General features: G+C 72.5%; 16 protein-coding genes. 4 read left to right on the top strand and 12 right to left on the bottom strand.

Annotation, left to right across the window (positions count from 1 at the left end):
• Positions 1–3 precede the first annotated feature (3 nt).
• Entirely contained in the window at positions 4–948 is a 945-nt protein-coding gene (locus ACGFI1_RS22075) for a LysR family transcriptional regulator (protein WP_392787403.1), read from the top strand.
• Here ACGFI1_RS22075 and ACGFI1_RS22070 read toward each other — a convergent pair.
• The 9 genes from ACGFI1_RS22070 to rarD form a co-directional block, all read right to left on the bottom strand.
• On the bottom strand, positions 945–1,556 hold the full coding sequence (locus tag ACGFI1_RS22070) for a GTP-binding protein (protein ID WP_364545964.1): 612 nt from the start codon (positions 1,554–1,556) through the stop codon (positions 945–947). The genes ACGFI1_RS22075 and ACGFI1_RS22070 overlap by 4 nt on opposite strands.
• Positions 1,537–1,968, bottom strand: a complete 432-nt coding sequence (locus ACGFI1_RS22065) for a DUF742 domain-containing protein (RefSeq protein ID WP_138636838.1) — start codon at positions 1,966–1,968, stop codon at positions 1,537–1,539. The genes ACGFI1_RS22070 and ACGFI1_RS22065 overlap by 20 nt, the downstream gene beginning before the upstream one ends.
• Complete coding sequence (locus ACGFI1_RS22060) at positions 1,965–2,390, bottom strand: roadblock/LC7 domain-containing protein (RefSeq protein WP_138636839.1); 426 nt, start codon at positions 2,388–2,390, stop codon at positions 1,965–1,967. Before ACGFI1_RS22060 ends, ACGFI1_RS22065 begins: the two co-directional genes overlap by 4 nt.
• Entirely contained in the window at positions 2,387–4,999 is a 2,613-nt protein-coding gene (locus ACGFI1_RS22055) for a sensor histidine kinase (RefSeq protein WP_392787400.1), read from the bottom strand. The genes ACGFI1_RS22060 and ACGFI1_RS22055 overlap by 4 nt, the downstream gene beginning before the upstream one ends.
• Before the next feature lie 229 nt (positions 5,000–5,228).
• On the bottom strand, positions 5,229–6,875 hold the full coding sequence (locus ACGFI1_RS22050) for a prenyltransferase/squalene oxidase repeat-containing protein (protein ID WP_392787397.1): 1,647 nt from the start codon (positions 6,873–6,875) through the stop codon (positions 5,229–5,231).
• Positions 6,872–7,774, bottom strand: a complete 903-nt coding sequence (locus ACGFI1_RS22045) for a terpene synthase family protein (RefSeq protein WP_392787396.1) — start codon at positions 7,772–7,774, stop codon at positions 6,872–6,874. Before ACGFI1_RS22045 ends, ACGFI1_RS22050 begins: the two co-directional genes overlap by 4 nt.
• A 6-nt stretch (positions 7,775–7,780) precedes the next feature.
• Positions 7,781–9,151: a cytochrome P450 gene (locus tag ACGFI1_RS22040; protein ID WP_138641433.1), complete on the bottom strand. Its 1,371-nt coding sequence runs from the start codon at positions 9,149–9,151 to the stop codon at positions 7,781–7,783.
• A 275-nt stretch (positions 9,152–9,426) separates the two neighbouring features.
• A complete protein-coding gene (locus tag ACGFI1_RS22035) occupies positions 9,427–9,768 on the bottom strand; it encodes a hypothetical protein (protein ID WP_392787392.1) in 342 nt (113 codons plus the stop codon).
• A 47-nt stretch (positions 9,769–9,815) separates the two neighbouring features.
• Positions 9,816–10,670 carry an EamA family transporter RarD gene (gene rarD / locus ACGFI1_RS22030; protein ID WP_392787546.1) on the bottom strand — a complete coding sequence of 285 codons (855 nt, stop codon included), beginning with the start codon at positions 10,668–10,670 and terminating at the stop codon, positions 9,816–9,818.
• Positions 10,671–10,880: 210 nt separating this feature from the next.
• Here rarD and ACGFI1_RS22025 point away from each other — a divergent pair, with 210 nt between their 5' ends.
• From ACGFI1_RS22025 to ACGFI1_RS22015, 3 genes are all read left to right on the top strand, one after another.
• The gene (locus ACGFI1_RS22025) at positions 10,881–11,369 is read left to right on the top strand and encodes a DUF1877 family protein (RefSeq protein WP_392787391.1); all 489 of its coding nucleotides are present in this window, start codon (positions 10,881–10,883) and stop codon (positions 11,367–11,369) included.
• Positions 11,370–11,606: 237 nt separating this feature from the next.
• Positions 11,607–12,377, top strand: coding sequence for a methylenetetrahydrofolate reductase (locus ACGFI1_RS22020; RefSeq protein WP_205719717.1), 771 nt, complete (start codon positions 11,607–11,609; stop codon positions 12,375–12,377).
• Positions 12,374–12,745, top strand: coding sequence for a thioesterase family protein (locus ACGFI1_RS22015; protein WP_240808578.1), 372 nt, complete (start codon positions 12,374–12,376; stop codon positions 12,743–12,745). The genes ACGFI1_RS22020 and ACGFI1_RS22015 overlap by 4 nt, the downstream gene beginning before the upstream one ends.
• Positions 12,746–13,006: 261 nt before the next feature.
• Here ACGFI1_RS22015 and ACGFI1_RS22010 read toward each other — a convergent pair whose 3' ends face one another.
• The 3 genes from ACGFI1_RS22010 to ACGFI1_RS22000 all read right to left on the bottom strand — a co-directional run bounded on the left by ACGFI1_RS22010 (position 13,007) and on the right by ACGFI1_RS22000 (position 17,066).
• Positions 13,007–13,837, bottom strand: a complete 831-nt coding sequence (locus ACGFI1_RS22010) for an ABC transporter permease (RefSeq protein ID WP_392787389.1) — start codon at positions 13,835–13,837, stop codon at positions 13,007–13,009.
• Positions 13,834–16,311, bottom strand: coding sequence for a CocE/NonD family hydrolase (locus tag ACGFI1_RS22005; protein ID WP_392787386.1), 2,478 nt, complete (start codon positions 16,309–16,311; stop codon positions 13,834–13,836). The genes ACGFI1_RS22010 and ACGFI1_RS22005 overlap by 4 nt, the downstream gene beginning before the upstream one ends.
• A 68-nt stretch (positions 16,312–16,379) precedes the next feature.
• A complete protein-coding gene (locus ACGFI1_RS22000) occupies positions 16,380–17,066 on the bottom strand; it encodes a TetR/AcrR family transcriptional regulator (RefSeq protein WP_392787383.1) in 687 nt (228 codons plus the stop codon).
• Between the last annotated feature and the right edge of the window lie 34 nt (positions 17,067–17,100).

Raw genomic sequence — 17,100 nt, 5'->3', positions numbered from 1 at the left:
GCGGTGCCCGAGATCGAGGCCCGGGAGCTGGAGTGCTTCCTCGTCCTCAGCGAGGAGCTGCACTTCGGCCGCACCGCCGAACGCCTCTACCTCTCCCAGAGCCGCGTCAGCCAGCTGCTGCGCGCGCTGGAGCAGCGGGTCGGGGCCCGGCTCGTCGAGCGCACCAGCCGCCGGGTGCGGCTGACCCCGCTCGGCGCGAGCCTGCGGGACGAGCTGGAACCCGCGTACGCGGCCGTCCTCGGTGCCGTCGACCGGGCCAGGGCCGCCGCGCGCGGAGTCGGCGGCGTGCTGCGGGTCGGCTTCCTCGGCGTGCTGGACGAGGAGCTGATGGGCTTCGTCGCCGCGTTCGAGCGCGCCCACCCCGGCTCCGAGGTGCACACCGTCGAGGTGCCGCTCGCGGACCCGTTCGGCGCCGTCCGGGACGGAGACCTGGACGCCGCGATCGTGCTCGCGCCGGTACGGGAGCGCGGCCTCGCCACCGGCCCGGTCTTCAACGAGGCGCCGCTGAGCCTCGCCGTCGCGGCCGGCCACCCGCTCGCGGACCGCCCGTCGGTGGACGCCGAGCAGCTCGCCGGGCACCCGCTGGTCAGGATCGCCCGGCCGGCGCCGCGCTACTGGCGGGAGGCGCAGTCCCCGGGGGTGACGCCCGGCGGGCGGCTGATCCCGTCCGGCCCGGCCGTCACCACGATTCAGGAGGCGCTCGCGCTGGTCGCCGTGGGGCGCGGGGCGATGCTGCTGTGCGTCCCGACCGCCCGCGTCCAGGCGCGCGGCGACATCGCCTTCGTCCCGGTCACGGGGCTGCCCCGCTCGGCGCTCACGCTCGTCTGGCGGCGGGAGCGCACCACCGCGACCCTCCGCGCCTTCGCCGCCGCGCTGACCGGCGGCCCGGACGCGACAGGGGCCGGCGAGCGCGGCCTCCCGCTGCTCGCCGGCCCCGGTCGCGGCTAGACGTTCTGCGGTTCGGGCTCCTCGGTGACCCCGCGGGCCTTCATCGCGTGCAGGACGAGGTCGATGAGGACCTCCTTGCAGGAGTCGATGCTGCGGGCGTCGCAGAGCATGACGGGGACCTTGGGGCCCAGGTTCAGGGCCATCTGGATCTCCGCCAGGTCGTAGCGCTGCGCGCCCTCGAAGCAGTTGACGGCGACGATGAACGGCGTGCCGCGCCGCTCGAAGTAGTCGACCGACGGGAAGCAGTCCGACAGCCGGCGGGTGTCGGCGAGGACCACGGCGCCGAGCGCGCCGAGGACGACCTCGTCCCACATGAACCAGAAGCGCTCCTGGCCGGGGGTGCCGAACAGGTAGAGGACGTACTCGTTCCGCATCGTGATGCGGCCGAAGTCCATCGCGACCGTGGTGGTGCTCTTGCGCTCCACCCCGGACACGTCGTCCACGCCGATGCTCTGGTCGGTCAGGAGTTCCTCGGTGCGCAGCGGCTGCGTCTCGGAGACCGTGCCGACCATGGTGGTCTTGCCGACGCCGAAACCGCCCGCGATCACGATCTTGACCGCGGTGGGGAGCCGGCGGGCGCGTATCCCCCTAGAGGGCCCGGAGACCATCGATCACCGCCTTGTAGAGCCTGATGTCGTGCATGTCCGCCTCCGGTTCGGGTTCCTGCATGGAGACGAACCCCTTGTCGAGGAGGTCGCCGAGCATCACCCGCACCGTCGCGACGGGCAGGTTGAGATGGCCGGTGAGTTCGGCGACGGAGATGACGTTCTGGCAGAGCCGGAGGATCGCCAGGTGCTCGGGGCCGAGCCCGATCGCGGTGTCCGGCTCGGGGCCGGAGGCGACCACCAGCGTGATGAGGTCGAACTTGCCGCGGGTCGGCTCGATGCGGCCGCTCGTCATCACGTACGGGCGGACCATCGGGCCGGCGTGCTCGTCGAGCCAGCGCTCGGCCTCCGTCTCCGGGGGACGCGCCGGATCCTCCGACCAGAACTCGGGGGAGGGGTCCTCGGGCGGCATCATGTCGGGCGGCCCTCCGCGGCGCTCTCGGCGCGGGACGGGGAGGTCAGGTGGTGGCCCATGCTCGTGACGAGCATCGCCATCTCGTAGGCGATGAGGCCGACGTCGGCGTCCTCGTCGGCCAGCACCGCGAGGCAGGCGCCCTTGCCCGCCACCGTCACCAGCATGAACTTGGTCTGCATCTCGATGATCGTCTGCCGGACGGGGCCGCCGCCGAACCGCGTCCCGGCGCCCTTGGCCAGGCTCTGGATGCCGGCGGCCACCGCGGCCAGGTGCTCGCCGTCGTCCTGGCCCATCCCCTCCGATGAGGCCATCAGGAGGCCGTCCGCGGACAGGACGACCGCGTTGTGGGCGTGCGGCACGCGGTGGACCAAGTCGTCCAGCAGCCAGCCCAGATCGGACGGCGAACCTGCCTTCTGCTTCACTGCTCGTCCTCGCCTTCCACTGCTTCGTTGCCGCGGGATTCGACCGCCGTCCTCGCAAGGCGGGTGCCGCGCTGGTAGGAACCCATGATTCGCTGGATCTCCTCGGGGGAGCGGCCGGGGACGTCCGGCTCGTCCGGCTCCTGCGCGACGACGGGCTCGTCGGTGCGCAGCGGCGCCGCGAGGTTCGCCTGCGGGACCCGGACGGGCAGGCCGGACGGGGTGGTGCTGTCGGTCACGGGTGGCTGGTCCTCCGGGTGGCTCGTCGCGGAATCCCCGCCGCCCGTCGCCGCGAGACCGCCGGGCGGAGCTGGTTCGCCCGGGGGACGCGACGGGGCGGGTGCACCGGCGGGAGCGGTCTGCGGGCCGGTGGTCTGGGGCCCGGTGGCCGTGGTGACGGTCTGCGGGCCGGTGGTGCGCGGTTCGGCGGCCTGTGGGCCGGTGGTGTTCGGGTCGGCCAAGGGGCCGGTGGTGTTCGGATCGCCGCTCAGAGGGCCGGTGGTGGTCGGGTCGCCGCCGCGCGGGCCGCTGGGCTGCGGGGCGGGCGCGTCGTCCGGCTCGGGGGCGGGCGGGGGCACGGCCACCAGGGCGGGCGGCGAACCGGCCTGCCTGGTGAGCGTCACGACGCTGCCCGACCCCTCGCGGCCCTGCTCGGAGGCCCCGGCCGGGACCGCGGCCGGCTGCCGGACGGCCAGGCCGTTCTCGGTGGTGGCGGCGGGCGCCTGCGCGGTGCCCGCCTCGACGACCAGGTCCTGCGGGATGACGACGACGGCGGTGGTGCCGCCGTAGGCGGACCGCTTCAGCGAGACGCGCACGCCGTAGCGCTCGGCGAGCTTCGCGACCACGAACAGGCCGAGCTGGACGGAGCTGCGCAGGTTGAACTCGGGCGGGTCGACGATCCGCTCGTTGATCTCGGCGAGCTTCTCGTCGGTCATGCCGAGCCCGCGGTCCTCGATGTCGATGGCGAAGCCGTTGGCGACGAGGTGGCCGCCGACGTGCACGGCGGTGTCGGGCGGCGAGAACGACACGGCGTTCTCGATCAGCTCGGCCAGCAGGTGGGTGACGTCGCCGACCGCGCGTCCGGCCAGCTCGACCGGGCCGAACGGCAGCACGGTGACGCGGGTGTAGTCCTCGACCTCGCCGACGGCGGCGCGGACGACGTCGATCATCGGGACGGGCTGCCGCCAGCCGCGGGCCGGGATCGACCCCGAGAGCACGATGAGGTTCTCGGCGTTGCGCCGCATGCGGGTGGCGAGGTGGTCGAGCCGGAACAGCTCTTCCAGGTCCTTCGGGTCGATGTCGCGCTTGCGCTCCATCGTGTCGAGCATGCTCAGCTGCCGGTGCACCAGCGCCTGCGTGCGGCGCGCCAGGCTCAGCAGGACGTCGCGGATGCCGCGGCGCAGCTCGGCCTGCTCGACGGCGGTGCGGATCGCGGTCTCCTGGACGGCGTTGAACGCGCGGCCCACCTGCCCGATCTCGTCGCTGCCGAACTGCAGCGGGGGCGCCTCGACGGCGACGTCCACCTTCTCGCCGTGCCCGAGCCGTTCGACCACGCTCGGCAGCCGCTGCTCGGCCAGCTCCCACGCCGCGCCGCGCAGCCGCTCCAGCTGCCGCACCAGGGCGCGGGCGGTGGTGATGGACACGACGATGGACGCGATGACCGCGAGCAGCCCCAGACCGCCGGCGAGGACCAGCCGCAGGATGATGCCGAGGCTGACCGGACCGGCACGTTCCACCAGCTCGTCACCGCCGGTGAGGACGAGCTTCTCCAGCCCCTCTTGGGACGGGCCCACCGCGCCCTGCCAGTCCGTGCCGTTGACCGGCGGGCGGAGCGTGGCGCGCTGGAGGATGCGGTCCTCGACGGCGCGGAGCCGGGAGAAGGCGGGGCCGTTGACGAGCTGCTCGTAGCGCGCGAGGTCGGCGGGCGGGAGTTCCGCCGCGGCCTCCTCGGTGAGGAAGCGGGAGGTGTTCACCAGCCCGACGAAGCGTGCGTGCTCGCCCGGCTCGTACTTGCGGGCGGCGATCGCGCCGGCGAGCAGCGCGTCCTCCCGGGACAGCACCTCCTTGGCGCGGGTCATCGCGTTCAGCGTGCGGCTGTCCTTGGAGATGCCCTCGTCGTTCAGCACGGCGCCGGTCGAGTTGAAGACGCGGAACGCGGTGTCGATGATCTTGTTGTAGGAGGTGGCGGCCTGGATCCGGGTGCCGCGCCCGGCGTCGACGACGGCGCGGCCCGCGCGCAGGTCGTCGAGGGACTCGAACATCTCGTCGATGCGGCGCTCCAGCGCGTCGCTCGCCGCGCGGCCGACGTCGCCGCCGGACGCCGTCGTGCGCACCTTCGCCGCGGCCTTGTCGGTCTCGGAGCGCTGCGCGAGCAGCGACTGCCGCTGCTGCTGGCCCGGCGAGGCGAGGTAGACGACGGACGCGCGGCGCTCGTTCTGCAGGGCGGTCACGAGCGACACGGTCGGCCGGCTGATCTTGGTGTCCAGCGTGTTGGCCCAGAGCAGGCCCAGACCTTCGCGAAGTGTCACCCACGCGGCGAACGCCCAGAGCGCCGTCAGCGACAGCAGCAGCGCAGTGATCTTGGTCCGCAGACGAGAATTGCGGAGGCGCATTGACGACCCGTCCCAACGAGAGTGAGCAGGACCCGCGATCCCGGGGGTGTCAAGGGCCAGCGAGTCTCTGTTGTCCGAGTGCGCGATGGGGCAGGAGGGGCGCCAGCGCACACACCGGAGCACCTTAGCAACGCAGCATCACGTGAAGACGTCAATTTTCACTATTTGAGCAGGACGAGGCCCAGATCAGTGTGGTGCGTCTCACGTCCTGGACGCCTCCCGCGCGACGCTACTCGGGACGGGTGAGATGGAGGGCGCTCAGGATCGTCGAATGGACGATCGCCTTCGGCAGGTACAGGTCCTTGTCGTGCCAGAGGGCCGGGCCGTCCGTCCAGTGGGGGGAGCGCAGCAGCCACGCCCGGCCGCGCGCGGCGGCCCGCAGGTGCGCGAGGCGGCGCGCCGACTCGTTCCCCGCCCGGCCGGACGGCAGCAGGACGAGCATGGCCTCCGCGGTCTCCTCGGCGGTGCCGTCCCACCAGCCCCAGGATCCGTCCGGACGCTGGGTCTCGGTCACCCACCGCCGGGCACGTTCCACGGACGCGGCGGCCTCGGCGCCGCCGAACGACTGGAGCGCCTGTACCGCGCACGCCGTCGCGTAGTAGGGGGAGACGTGCCAGCGGTCCGTCCAGCTCCCGTCCGGCTCCTGGCGGGCGCGCAGCCAGCTCGCCGCCTTCGCCATGGCGGGCGCGTACCGGGCGCGGGCGGCGGGGCGGAGGCGCGCGTACTCGCCGAACGCGTCGAGGACGTGCGCGTTCGTCGTGACCGACGCGCCCTGCTCGCCCTGCCAGGTGCAGAAGCGGTCGTCCAGCTCGTAGGCCAGCAGGCTGTCGGGCTCCCGCGGCGCGCCGAGCAGCGCGAGCGCGTACAGGGTCACGGACGTGGTGTCGGCGTCCGCCGGGAGGCCCTCGCCCGCCGGGGTGCCGAGCGGGCCGACGGCCGCGTCCAGCGAGGCGGTCAGCTCGTCCGGCACGGTGATCGGGACGCCCGTCCGGCGCAGGCCGCTCAGCACCCACGCCCGCTCGAACACGGTGATCGGGTAGCCGCAGGGCACAGGGCCGCCGTGGTGCGCCGCGACGGTCTCCAGGAAGCGGCGGGCGGGGTCGTCCGCCGGCGGGGCCTCGTCGCCGCCGATCCACGCGGCCGTCGCGGCCGGTGAGGCGCCGACGCCGCCGGTGCGGGGGCCCGGCCGGGTGGAGCCGGTCCGGCGGGCGGCGGGCCCGGCGACCTCCAGCGCGTGGAACAGCTTCTCCGGGACCTGCCCGCCCGCGCTCAGCAGCTCCCGCAGCGGGTCGAGCGCGGCGTCCGCCCAGCTCTCGGGGGCGCGCACCCGCACCCCCGCCGGACGCGGACCGGACGCGCCCGGCGGGCGGGCGTCGAGCCACTCCAGATGGTCGTTGATCAAGCGAGCCAGATGGGCGGAGATCAGCTCCACCGCGGGCATGTCGGGGATCGCGTCGCCGGACGCGTCGTCCAGCAGCGCCGTCAGCGCCTGGAGCCCGCGGTCGGCCGCCTTCGCCAGGACGTCGCGCTCGATCCCGGAGCCGTCCCGGCCGGTCCCGGACGCGTCCCGCCGGAAGGCCGAGAGGATCGCCTCGGTCGCGCTCAGGGTCGGGACGAGGGAGTACCCGCCCGGCGCGCCCCACCCGCCGTCGGCGCGCTGCGCCGCGAGGAGGAACCGCAGCCGCTCGGTGTGCCCGATGAGCCACGGGGCGAGGGCGACCACGCGCCCGGTCTCGTAGATGGAGGGGGACACCTGCCCCCAGGGGTCCGCGAGGAGGCCGCGGACCAGTGCGTCGGCGCCGGCGACCGGGTCCGCCGCCGGCGCGGGTTCTGACGGGTCCGGGACGTCCTCCGCCTCACCGCACTGGACGCTCACAGCTCACCCCAGTAGTCCGTCCGGCCGTAGAAGCCGGTGCTGAACCCGATCTGGCGCTCCAGGTACCGCGCCTCCTTCGGGCACGGCTCCCGCAGCGGAGCCAGTTCGTCCAGGCACTCCTTGACGAGGAGGTCGATCTGGTCGGTCACCTCGGCCCGGCCGACGCCGAGGGCGAGCGGGTTGAGGTCGCCCCAGTCGAGGTCCCGCTGGAGGGTGGCGAGGTCGTTGAGCAGCCGCAGGATCCGTTGCACCGTTCCGCTCGCGGCCCACAGCGCGTCGATGTGCCGGAGCTCGTCCGGGCCGGACGTGCAGATCCAGTGCGAGAGGTTGACGAACGAGGACCCGAAGTTGTCGGCGTTGCCGACGTACTCGGCGAACGTCGGCGCGGGGCCGTCGCCCGACTTCCGCGCGGCGTGCCACTCCCACTCCCGGGCCATCGCCGCGAAGTAGCGGTCGAGCTGGGCGCGCCACCGCTCCCGCAGTTCGGCGAACGCGGGACGCGCCGCGAGCGTGTCGCGGATCTCGGCGAGGAACCGGGCCAGCGGGACGTCCGGCGGCGGCTCCGCGCCGTCCGCGACCGCGAGGCACGCCGCCGCCTGGACGTCGACGTCCGCCCGCGTCTCCGCGACGTAGTCGACGAGCCAGTCCGCGGCGAAGACCCACAGCGACGTGCGGCAGGCGACGCTCAGCTCCTCGGCGGCCGCCCACGGCGACCCGAACGCGTTGGCGAGGGCCACGCCGCTCAGCAGCCGCGGGTCGAAGGGGCCGCCGGGGAAGAGGACGGCGTGCTCCTTAGCGCACGCCGCCAGGTCGCGCTGGCAGTCCACGGCGAGCGCGCTGGTCCTGCCCTCCTCGATGACGGTCCGAAGTTCACCGGTCGGTGCGGCCGGGGTTCCCATGTGCGCCTACCTGCCGTCGACGGGGTTCAGTGAGATCTTGATCGGCTGCCGCGGCTTGAGGGTGAGCCCCGCCTGGGGCTCGACGCCCGCCGGCCCGTGCAGGGTCGGGCGCAGCCGGCTGATCATGCTGGCGACGATCAGCTGCGCCTCGACGGTGAAGAAGACGCTGCCCACGCACTGGTGCGGGCCCGCGCCGAAGGCGAGGTAGGCGAAGCGGTGCCGGGAGTTGCCCGGCGCGAACCGCTCGGGGTCGAACCTGTGCGGGTCGGGCCACACGTCCGGCACCCGGTGGGTGAGGTAGGGGCTGACCGCGATCGTGGCGCCCCGGTGCATCCGGACGCCGTCGATCACGTCGTCCTCGGCCACGATGCGGGGGATGATCCAGCCGACGGAGTAGATCCGCAGCAGCTCCTGGAGGACCATCTTCGTGTAGCGGAGCCGCGGCAGGTGCTCGCGGGTGGGGCGGGCGCCGTCCAGGACGTCCTCGATCTCCGCGCGGAGCCGGACCATCACCTCGGGATGCGCGTCGAGCACGACCCACAGCCAGCTCAGCGCCGTCACCGTGGTCTCCGTGCCGGCCACGAACAGCGAGACGACCCCGTCGCGGACGCCCTGGTCGTCGAGTGCGTTCCCCTGCTCGTCGCGGGCCCGCAGCAGCAGGGACACGATGTCGTGGCCCTCGTCGCCCCGCTCGTGCACGCCCTGCCGGCGCGCCTCCTCGATGACGGGGAAGATGATGTCGTCGACGTTCTGCACCGCGCGGTGGAAGGCGTGGTCGCCGGGCAGCGGCACCGCGTGCGGGACGAACGGCAGCAGCATCCGGGACCGGAACGACGACGTGGTCGCGATCGTGATCGCGTCCCCGAGCCGGTCGGCGTCGGCGAGCGAGAGCCGGTCCCCGATGAAGATCCGCAGGATGGCCCGGTAGACGATGCGGGTCAGCTCGTCGCTGCAGTCGATCGGGGTGCCGGCGCCGGTGCGGCGGCCGAGTTCGTCGACGTTGTCGGCGATGTTGGCCGCCATCTCGTCGGTGTAGGTCGCGATCTTCTTGCCGGTCAGCAGTGTCTGGAAGATCCGCCGCTTGAGCGGCCAGGCGGGGTCCGCGCCGGACGGCTCGCCGACGAGCCTGCTGAGGGGCTTCCACATCAGCCCCTCGCGCCGGTAGTTCGCCGCGTTGTCGCGCAGGATGTGCTGGACGTGCTCGGGGCGGGTCACGAGGTACGGGCGCAGCATGCCCAGGTTCACGCGGGTGATCTCGCCCTGGGACTCGCGCCCCATCTGCTCGATGGCACCCAGCGGGTCCCGTAGCAGTCTCGGCAGGCTCTGATGGAACGGAATGGTTCGCGGTTCCCTGACGGAGCCGACGCCGACCGACATACTCGACTGTCCCCTCACTAGGCAGTGGTGCGGGTCACGGGGCGAGATGATCTCGGGCTATGGCCGCTGGTGCGGCATTTGTGAAACATGGGCGATTCGTCCGGAAGTATCACATGATCATTTGACGAAGACAACCGTCCGAGAGGTAGGAAAGCACTACATCTGTGCGTGATCTAGGTCACTTTTCAAGGGATGTGCCGGTGAAGTCAACGCCACGCTGACAAAGTGATGGCTGCGTATGCGCACCGGCCGACGGCGGCCCTTGACGCCCGCGGTCAGTGGTCGGTCGGCAGGATGTCGGGCCACCCGACCCGGCCCGCGACCCGCACCTCGCCGGTCACCTTCCGCGACCCGCAGCGCGCCGCCACCGCGTACTCGCCGGGGACGGCATCGGCCTTCACGGTCGCGGCGCCGTCCACGGCCCGCCCGGCGAACACCTCGGACTCGACCCGCGCCCCCGCGCATCCCGGCACCGAGACCCGGACGTGCTCGCCCGGCCGCACCATGCCGGGCTCCACCGCGACACCGCCGCCGCCCGTCGCCTCACCCGTGGCCGGAGCCAGCATCCCGGCCGCGACCAGCGCGGTGCCCAACACGCTGACGGTGACCAGACGCAACGAGACTCCTCGAAATCCGGCAAATGACGTCCGGCACTCTAGTCCCTTCAGACGGGCTCGGGCACCGCTTCCCGGCGGCTCAGCCCCTCCCACGTCAGCGTCACCAGCGCGAGCCACACCAGCAGGAACCCCGCCCACCGGCTCGGCGGCATCTCCTCGTGCTGCACCAGGAAACCGATGGCGAACTGCAGCACCGGGGCCAGGTACTGCAACATCCCGAGCGCCGTCATCGGCAGCCGGATCGCCGCCGAGTTGAACAGCATCAACGGCACCGCCGTAACGACACCCGCCCCCGCCAGCAGCACCGCGTTCGCCACCCCCTCGTGCCCGAACGCGGCGTCCCCCTGCGCCTCCAGGAAGAACACGAACCCCAAGGCGGGCAGGAACATGACGGCCGTCTCCACCGCCAGGCTCTCCGCCGACGGCATGTCCGCGAACTTCTTCAGCAGCCCGTACAGGCCGAACGCGAAGGCCAGCACCAGCGCGATCCACGGCGGCCGCCCGTAGTCGACGGTCAGCACCACCACCGCGACCGCCCCCAGCCCGACCGCCGCCCACTGCCACGGCCGCAGCCGCTCCCGGAACACCACCACCCCGAACACCACGCTGATCAGCGGGTTGATGAAGTACCCGAGCGACGCCTCGATCGTCCGCCCGCTGTTCACGGCGTAGATGTACGTCCACCAGTTGACACTGATCACCACGGCCGCCGCGACCAGCAGCAGCATCTGCCGCCGCCCGACCCGCGCCCACGTCCGCCGCACCGCCAGCACGGCCCCCACGGCGACCAGCGACCACATGATCCGATGCGCGAGGATCTCCCCCGCCCCCGCCGGCTTCAACAGCGGCCAGTACAGGGGAAAGAGCCCCCACATCACATAAGCCCCGACACCGGCCGCCATGCCCCGCTTAATCACGACCGAACCCTACGCGGTAACCACCCAACCAGTAAGACACCCCTGAACGGAGGCGCACGAGGTGGCTCGCTCGGCCTGCGAAGCGCAGTGTTCGAGCCCTCCGTGAGGATCGCGGCTGGAGCCAGAGCGAACTGGCATGACGCAGTCGGCCGTGGCCAGGTCCGAAGCCGGCGGCACCGTCAGTAGGGTGGCGGGGTGTTGGGTGTGCATTTCGCTGTCAGTGCCGATCAGGAGCGGCTTTTGCTCGCGGCCGGTGATGAGGGCGGTGCGGGCGCCGTGGGGGAGCTTCTCGAAGAGATCGAGGAGGGGTGGGCCGACGCGGATCTGTCGGTGTCCACTGACAAGGCGTGGGACGCGATTCAACGTTGCCTGGGAGACGGAACTCTCGATCCTGACGGCGGTGCCTATCCGCTGTCGCATGCCGTCCTCGGCGGGCGGCATATGCACGAGGACTACTACGTCGTCTACGTGACCGCGGCCGAAGTCCGGGATGTCGCAGACGAACTCCAGCGGGTCGAAAAGGTGTGGCTGCGGCGGCGGTTCGACGCGATCGACGACCCGGAGTACCGCGGGTCGCTTGACGATGACGACTTCGCGTACACGTGGCAGAACTTCGTCGATGTGCGGGGGTTCTTCGAGCGGGCGGCCGAGGCCGGGCGGGCGGTCATCTTCACGGCGACCTGATTCGTACCGGTTGGATCTGCTTGCAGTCATGCGTGGCCGGGCTGTTGCGCGGGGTGTGGCGGGTGATCCCCAGGGCGGGGAGTGTTGTCCTGAAATGCCTGTTAAGGGGCTGCTCGACGGAAGTTAGGTCCACACGTCTCCTGGCCATGGGGCTGCGGGGGTGTTCTTTGGGGGAGAAGGCTAATGTGAGGCGGTGTCGGTTGTGCGCGTCGTCACGTCGATCTGGGAGTAGGGCTCGTGGGGTTCGAGGTTGTTTGTGAGGTCGAGCCGCCTACCCGGCCTGATCTGCGGAAGGTGCGGCATCAGATCGGGGTGTTGAGTCCGGTGGCGGACTCGTTTCTGATTCCCGACAACCACATTGGGCGGGCCACCGTGTCGAGCGTGGCCGTCGCGCACGAGGTGCAGGCCATGGGGGCGCGGGGGATCGCGTGTTTGAACTCGCGTGACCGGAACCTGCTCGGGTTCCGGCGGGATCTGCTCACCGCGGCCGCGTACGGGGTCGAGCGGTTTCTGTTCGTTTATGGGGACAAGCCGAGCGCGGGCGGGCGGACGAGTGAGCTGACCGTCCGGGCGATGATGGAGGAGGCGCGCGCGGCGAGTGAGGACGCGGTCTTCGACGGGTGCGGGGCGTTCCAGGTCGGCGTTACGTCTGGGTTGAGGCGGGTGCCCGAGTGGAAGCGGGCTGCCGACTTCACGTTCGTGCAGGTCAGTTACTCGGTGGAGAACCTCTTGCGGTGGCGGGAGAGCGCGGAGATCGACGGGCCCGTCTACGCGGGGGTCATGGTGCTGGCCAGTGCGGGGATGGCGCGGAATCTGGCTGCGGCCATTCCCGATATCGACATTCCCGGGGAGCTCGTCGAGGCCGTCGAGCGGGACCGGAGTGCCGGAGTCGCGGCTGCCTGTGAGCAGGTGCTCGCGATCCGGGACAGTGGGGCGTTCGACGGGGTGCATCTTGTGCCGGTGAGTCGCTACCGGGAAGTCGCGGCGCGGCTGGAAGGGGAGTTGTGAAGCCGGGGCTGCACGGCCAGGTGTCCCTCGTGGTGGGGGACGACGACACGGCGGTCGCGTTGGGCAGTGGTGATGTGCCCGTGCTGGCGACGCCCCGGTTGCTGGCGCTCGCCGAGGCCGCGACCGTGGAGGCCGTCAAGGGCGAGCTCGGGGACGGCCGGACGTCCGTGGGGACGCGGGTCGCGCTGGAGCATCGCGCGGCCAGCCCGGTCGGTGTGCGGGTGACCGTGGAGGCGGAGCTCGCGGAGGTCGACGGGAAGCGGCTCGTGTTCGCGGTCAACGCGGTGGACGAGCGCGGCCCCGTGGGGAGCGGCCGTGTCGAGCGCGTGGTGGTCGAGCGGGAACGGTTCCTGGCGCGGCTTCAGTAGGGGAGCAGGCGGCCCGAGGGCGTGCGGAGGTCGGGCTGGCTCGGTTGACGTGGGGGCTTGGGGCGCTTGATGAGCTGCTGCCGTGCCATGGTGATCATCTCCCCCCAACGGGCCCGGCTTAATCGTCACTGCCTCGTGTGACGCGGCCGATGGGCGCGCGGTTCGCCGAGCTTATGCGACGAACGCTGCCGGTTCGACCGATTTTCGAGGCCGAATTGTCGACGCGGAGTTGTTGGATAGTGACAATGCGTGCCCAGTTTTTCAGGAGACGATGTCGCGGGTGCGGAAGCGGCGGAAGGCCAGTGCGAACAGTATGAGCGCGTAGGAAAGGGATATCGCGGCGCCCTTCGCCATGCCCGTCCACTGGATCTGGGGTTGCAGGGCGTCCATCCACGAGTACATCCAGTGCGTCGGGAGGAAGTCGCGCCAGGAGCCGAGGGCGGTGACGGCGTCCAGGATGTTGCTGACGATGACCAGGCCGACGGCGCCGCCGACCGCGCCGAGGGGCGAGTCGGTGGTGACGGACAGCAGGAACGCCAGGGCGGCGACGACGAGCTGGGCGATCAGTGAGTAGCCGACGATGATCGCCATCCGGCCGAGCGCGGTGCTGACGGGGACGGTGCCCCCGGTGGGAAGCTCCACGTCGCCCCAGCCGAAGCCCGCCGTGCCGGCGACCAGGGACATCAGCGGCAGGCTGACGACGGCGACGACGGCGTAGGAGAGCGCGACGATCAGCTTCTGGCGCAGCAGGCGGGCGCGGGGCACGGGCGCGGCCAGCAGGTAGCGCAGGGACGACCAGCCCGCCTCGCTCGCGACGGTGTCGCCGCAGAACAGGGCGACGGCGACCACCAGCAGGAAGCCGGTGGAGACGAACAGGGCGAACAGGGCGAAGTTCAGGGCGCTGGAGGTGGCGACGTCGACCAGGCTGGGGACGCCGTCCGGGCCGGGGTCGCCGCCGAGCTTGAACGCGAGCACCAGCACCCACGGCAGGACGAGCAGGATCCCGAACGCGACCAGGGTCCGGCGGCGCCGGAACTGCCGGACGGCCTCGACCCGCAGCGGCAGCGTCCGCCGGACGTGGTAGGTGGTCATGACGTCTCTCCGATGATCTCCAGGAACGCGTCCTCCAGGCGGCGGCCGGAGCCGACGATCTCGCTGACGGGCCCGGCGGCGACGCGGCGGCCGCCCGCCATGACGACCGCGTGCGTGCAGGTCTGCTCGACTTCGGCGAGGAGGTGGCTGGAGACGATGACGGTGCGCCCTGCGGCGGCGTACTTGACCAGCACCTCCCGCATCTCGCGGATCTGGGGCGGGTCGAGGCCGTTGGTGGGTTCGTCCAGGACGAGGAGGTCCGGTAGGCCGAGCATGGCCTGGGCGATGGCGAGCCGTTGCCGCATCCCTTGGGAGTAGGTGCGTACGGCGCGGTCCAGGGCGGAACCCAGGTCGGCTATCTGCAGCGCCTCTTCGAGGTGGGCCTCGTCCAGGGGGCGGCCTGTGGCGCGCCAGTAGAGGTCGAGGTTGTCGCGGCCGGAGAGGTGGGGCAGGAAGCCGGGTCCCTCTACGAAGGAGCCAAGGCGGGACAGGACGGGCGCACCGGGAGTGACCCGCTGACCGAAGATGCGGATCTCGCCCGAGTCGGGGTGGATCAGCCCCATGAGCATGCGCAGCGTCGTGGTCTTGCCTGCACCGTTCGGGCCGAGCAGGCCGAGAACCTGACCCTTCTCTACACGGAACGACAGGTCGGCCACGGCTTGGTGGCCGTTCTTGTAGGTCTTGGTAAGGCCGGTTATCTCCAGCGGGACGTCGCTGCTGGCGTCGGCGGTGCGTCTGCGTCGTCCGGGCAGGAGGATGGCGGCGGCCACGGCGAGCGCCCCCAGGGGCAGGACCCAGACCCAGGCGGGCAGCGGTGACGAGGCCGTGGCGAGGGACGGCACCGTGGGGACGGTCAGCGGCGAGACCACCTGCACCTTGTAGGACGAAGGCTCCGCGGGCGTCGCGAAGCCCATGTCGGTCGTCGCGATGACGAGACGCAGGCGGTGGCCCCGGTCGAAGCGGTAGTCCATCGGCGGGAGCGTCACGGTGACGTCGCCGTCCGACACGCGGAACGGGGCCGCCAGGCGCCGCGCCGGAGCGGCGCCGCCGCCGGGCGGGACGTCGTAGAGCTTCGCGAAGAGCGGCCCCTTGCCCTGCACCTTGAGGCGCACGGTGGCCGCGCCGGTCAGCCGGACGGGACGCTCCAGCGGAGCGGTGTCGAAGATGGCGGTCTGGCCCGGCATGTCGGCCGGCAGCGACCCGCCGAGCCCGCCCGCCGCGCCGAGCGACCCGAGGGAGCCGAGCGCGCCCAGGCCGGGCACCGCCGAGATCGACGCCGGCGACCCGCCCGCCGGGTTGAAGATCGTCTGTTCGCGGCCGGTGAGCCGCAGGGCGACCGGATCGCCGGAGAGGCCGGGATACCGGGTCGCCGTCGCCTCGTCCACGACGACCTCCTGCGTGGACGAGTCGAGCCCGCCCGCGCGCGTCACCGTGAAGGCGTCGAGGGCGGGGCCGGAGCGGCGGAGGCGGGCGTCGAAGAAGTCGCGCACCAGCCCCTCGACGCGCTCGGTCTCCGGGTCGCCGCCGTCGTGGCCGCCCTGGAACCACACCACCGACACCGGCGCGCCGTTGCGGGCGATGGCCCGCGCGTTGGCGTCGGCCTGGTCAAGCGGGAACAGCGAGTCGGCCTGCCCCTGGACGAGCAGCGTCGGCACCCTGATCCGGTCGGCGACGGAGGACGGGCTCGACCGGCGCAGCGTCGCGATCGCCGACTCGGTCGGGCGCCCCTTCTCCGCGACCTCCTGGTACATCTCGCACAGGGACGGCAGGAAGCGTCCGCAGGCCGTCCGGGTGGCGCTGCCGGTGAAGAAGATCCCCGCCCACAGCTTCTTGAACACGCCGTCGGTGGACGGCGCGCCCTCGGCGGTCGTCGGGAACAGTGCGTCCGCGAGGTCGTTCCAGGTGATCTGCGGGGCGATGGCGTCCACCCGCTGGTCGTAGGCGGCGGTCATCAGCGCGATCGCGCCGCCGTACGACTGGCCCGCCATGCCGACGCGCGGGTCGCCCGGCCCGTCGAGGACGACCTCGGGCCGTTTCGCGAGCCAGTCGATGAGCTGCCGGGTGTCCTTCACCTCGTAGTCGGGGGAGTTCAGCGCGATCTCCCCGGTCGAGCGCCCGAAGCCGCGCGCCGACCAGGCCAGCACCGCGTACCCGGCGCGGGCCAGCTCGCGCGCCTCGCGAGCCACCTCCTGCTTCGAGCCGCCGAAGCCGTGCGCCAGCAGGACCGCCGGGCCCTTCGCCCGCCCGGCGGCCGGGCGGTAGAACGTCGTGTCGAGCAGGACGCGCTGGTCGTCCTTCGGCCCGTCCACCACGGGGATGCGCTGCTCGGACGTCCGGACGCGCGGAGCGTCGCCCGCGACCGCGCCCCAGCCTGCCGCCGTGCCCGCGAGCACGACCGCCGCGCCCGCCGCCGTCCAGCGCGCGGCCCGCCCCGTCCTGCCCCACCGCTCGCGGAGAGCGCCCCCCAGCCTCATGGTCGACAACCCTATGCCGGGGTGCCGGGCGCGCCGCTCCGCCTTCAGGCCGAGCCGGCCGAGCCGCGCTACTCCCGGTGGCGTACGGGCGGGCCGAGCGCGGCGGTGAACATGGCGGTGAGCCGGTCGGTGACCTCGGCCGGGTCGGCGGCGCGCAGGTCGTCCAGGCCGAACAGCCGCCGGACGGGCCCGCCGCCCATGATGATCGTGGACGCGAGCAGCGCGCGGGCGCGGGCGTCCGGGCCGTCCAGCTGGGCGATGATCGGCTGGACGATCCGGTCCTCCAGGTAGTGGAGCAGGGCCTCCTTGACCTCGGGCTGGCCGGCCGACCGGTCCAGGATCCGGGACATGGTGGTGACGGGGCGCTGGTCGATCTGCCGGACGAAGTGCTCGGCGAGCCGGCGCGGCAGCCCGGCCGGATCGCCCGCGATGACGCCGCGGATCACCGACTCGCCGGCGAGGACCTCCTCGAACAGGGCCGCCTTGGAGCCGAAGTACCGGTTGACGAGGGCGACGTTCGCCTCCGCCCGCGCCGCGATCATGCGGACGGTGACGCCGTCGTAGCCGTGCTCGCCGAACAGGTCGCGGCCCGCCTCCAGGATGCGCCGCCGGGTGGCCTCCCGGTCCCGCTTGGGCCGCCGCCGGCCGGCCGCCCCCGGCCCGCTCGCCGCGGGCGCGTCCGCCTCGGGCGCACTCGTTTCGGGTGCACTCGTTTCGGGTGCGCTCGCGCGCTCGTCCTCGACCCGCATCCCCATCCCCGGAACTGTCGGTAACGGTCAGTGTTCAGTA

The sequence above is a fragment of the Actinomadura geliboluensis genome (genome assembly GCF_043197915.1).
In the GTDB taxonomy this organism is placed as follows: domain Bacteria; phylum Actinomycetota; class Actinomycetes; order Streptosporangiales; family Streptosporangiaceae; genus Spirillospora; species Spirillospora geliboluensis.
Note: the sequence above shows the minus strand (reverse complement) of the source record. Positions and strands in the feature narration are given on the sequence as shown.

Coding starts and splice junctions, on each gene's coding strand:
- ACGFI1_RS22070 (WP_364545964.1), bottom strand. CDS start 1,556: ATGGTCTCCGGGCCCTCTAGGGGGATACGCGCCCGCCGGCTCCCCACC.
- ACGFI1_RS22065 (WP_138636838.1), bottom strand. CDS start 1,968: ATGATGCCGCCCGAGGACCCCTCCCCCGAGTTCTGGTCGGAGGATCCG.
- ACGFI1_RS22055 (WP_392787400.1), bottom strand. CDS start 4,999: ATGCGCCTCCGCAATTCTCGTCTGCGGACCAAGATCACTGCGCTGCTG.
- ACGFI1_RS22045 (WP_392787396.1), bottom strand. CDS start 7,774: ATGGGAACCCCGGCCGCACCGACCGGTGAACTTCGGACCGTCATCGAG.
- ACGFI1_RS22040 (WP_138641433.1), bottom strand. CDS start 9,151: ATGTCGGTCGGCGTCGGCTCCGTCAGGGAACCGCGAACCATTCCGTTC.
- rarD (WP_392787546.1), bottom strand. CDS start 10,670: ATGGCGGCCGGTGTCGGGGCTTATGTGATGTGGGGGCTCTTTCCCCTG.
- ACGFI1_RS22010 (WP_392787389.1), bottom strand. CDS start 13,837: ATGACCACCTACCACGTCCGGCGGACGCTGCCGCTGCGGGTCGAGGCC.
- ACGFI1_RS22005 (WP_392787386.1), bottom strand. CDS start 16,311: ATGAGGCTGGGGGGCGCTCTCCGCGAGCGGTGGGGCAGGACGGGGCGG.
- ACGFI1_RS22000 (WP_392787383.1), bottom strand. CDS start 17,066: ATGGGGATGCGGGTCGAGGACGAGCGCGCGAGCGCACCCGAAACGAGT.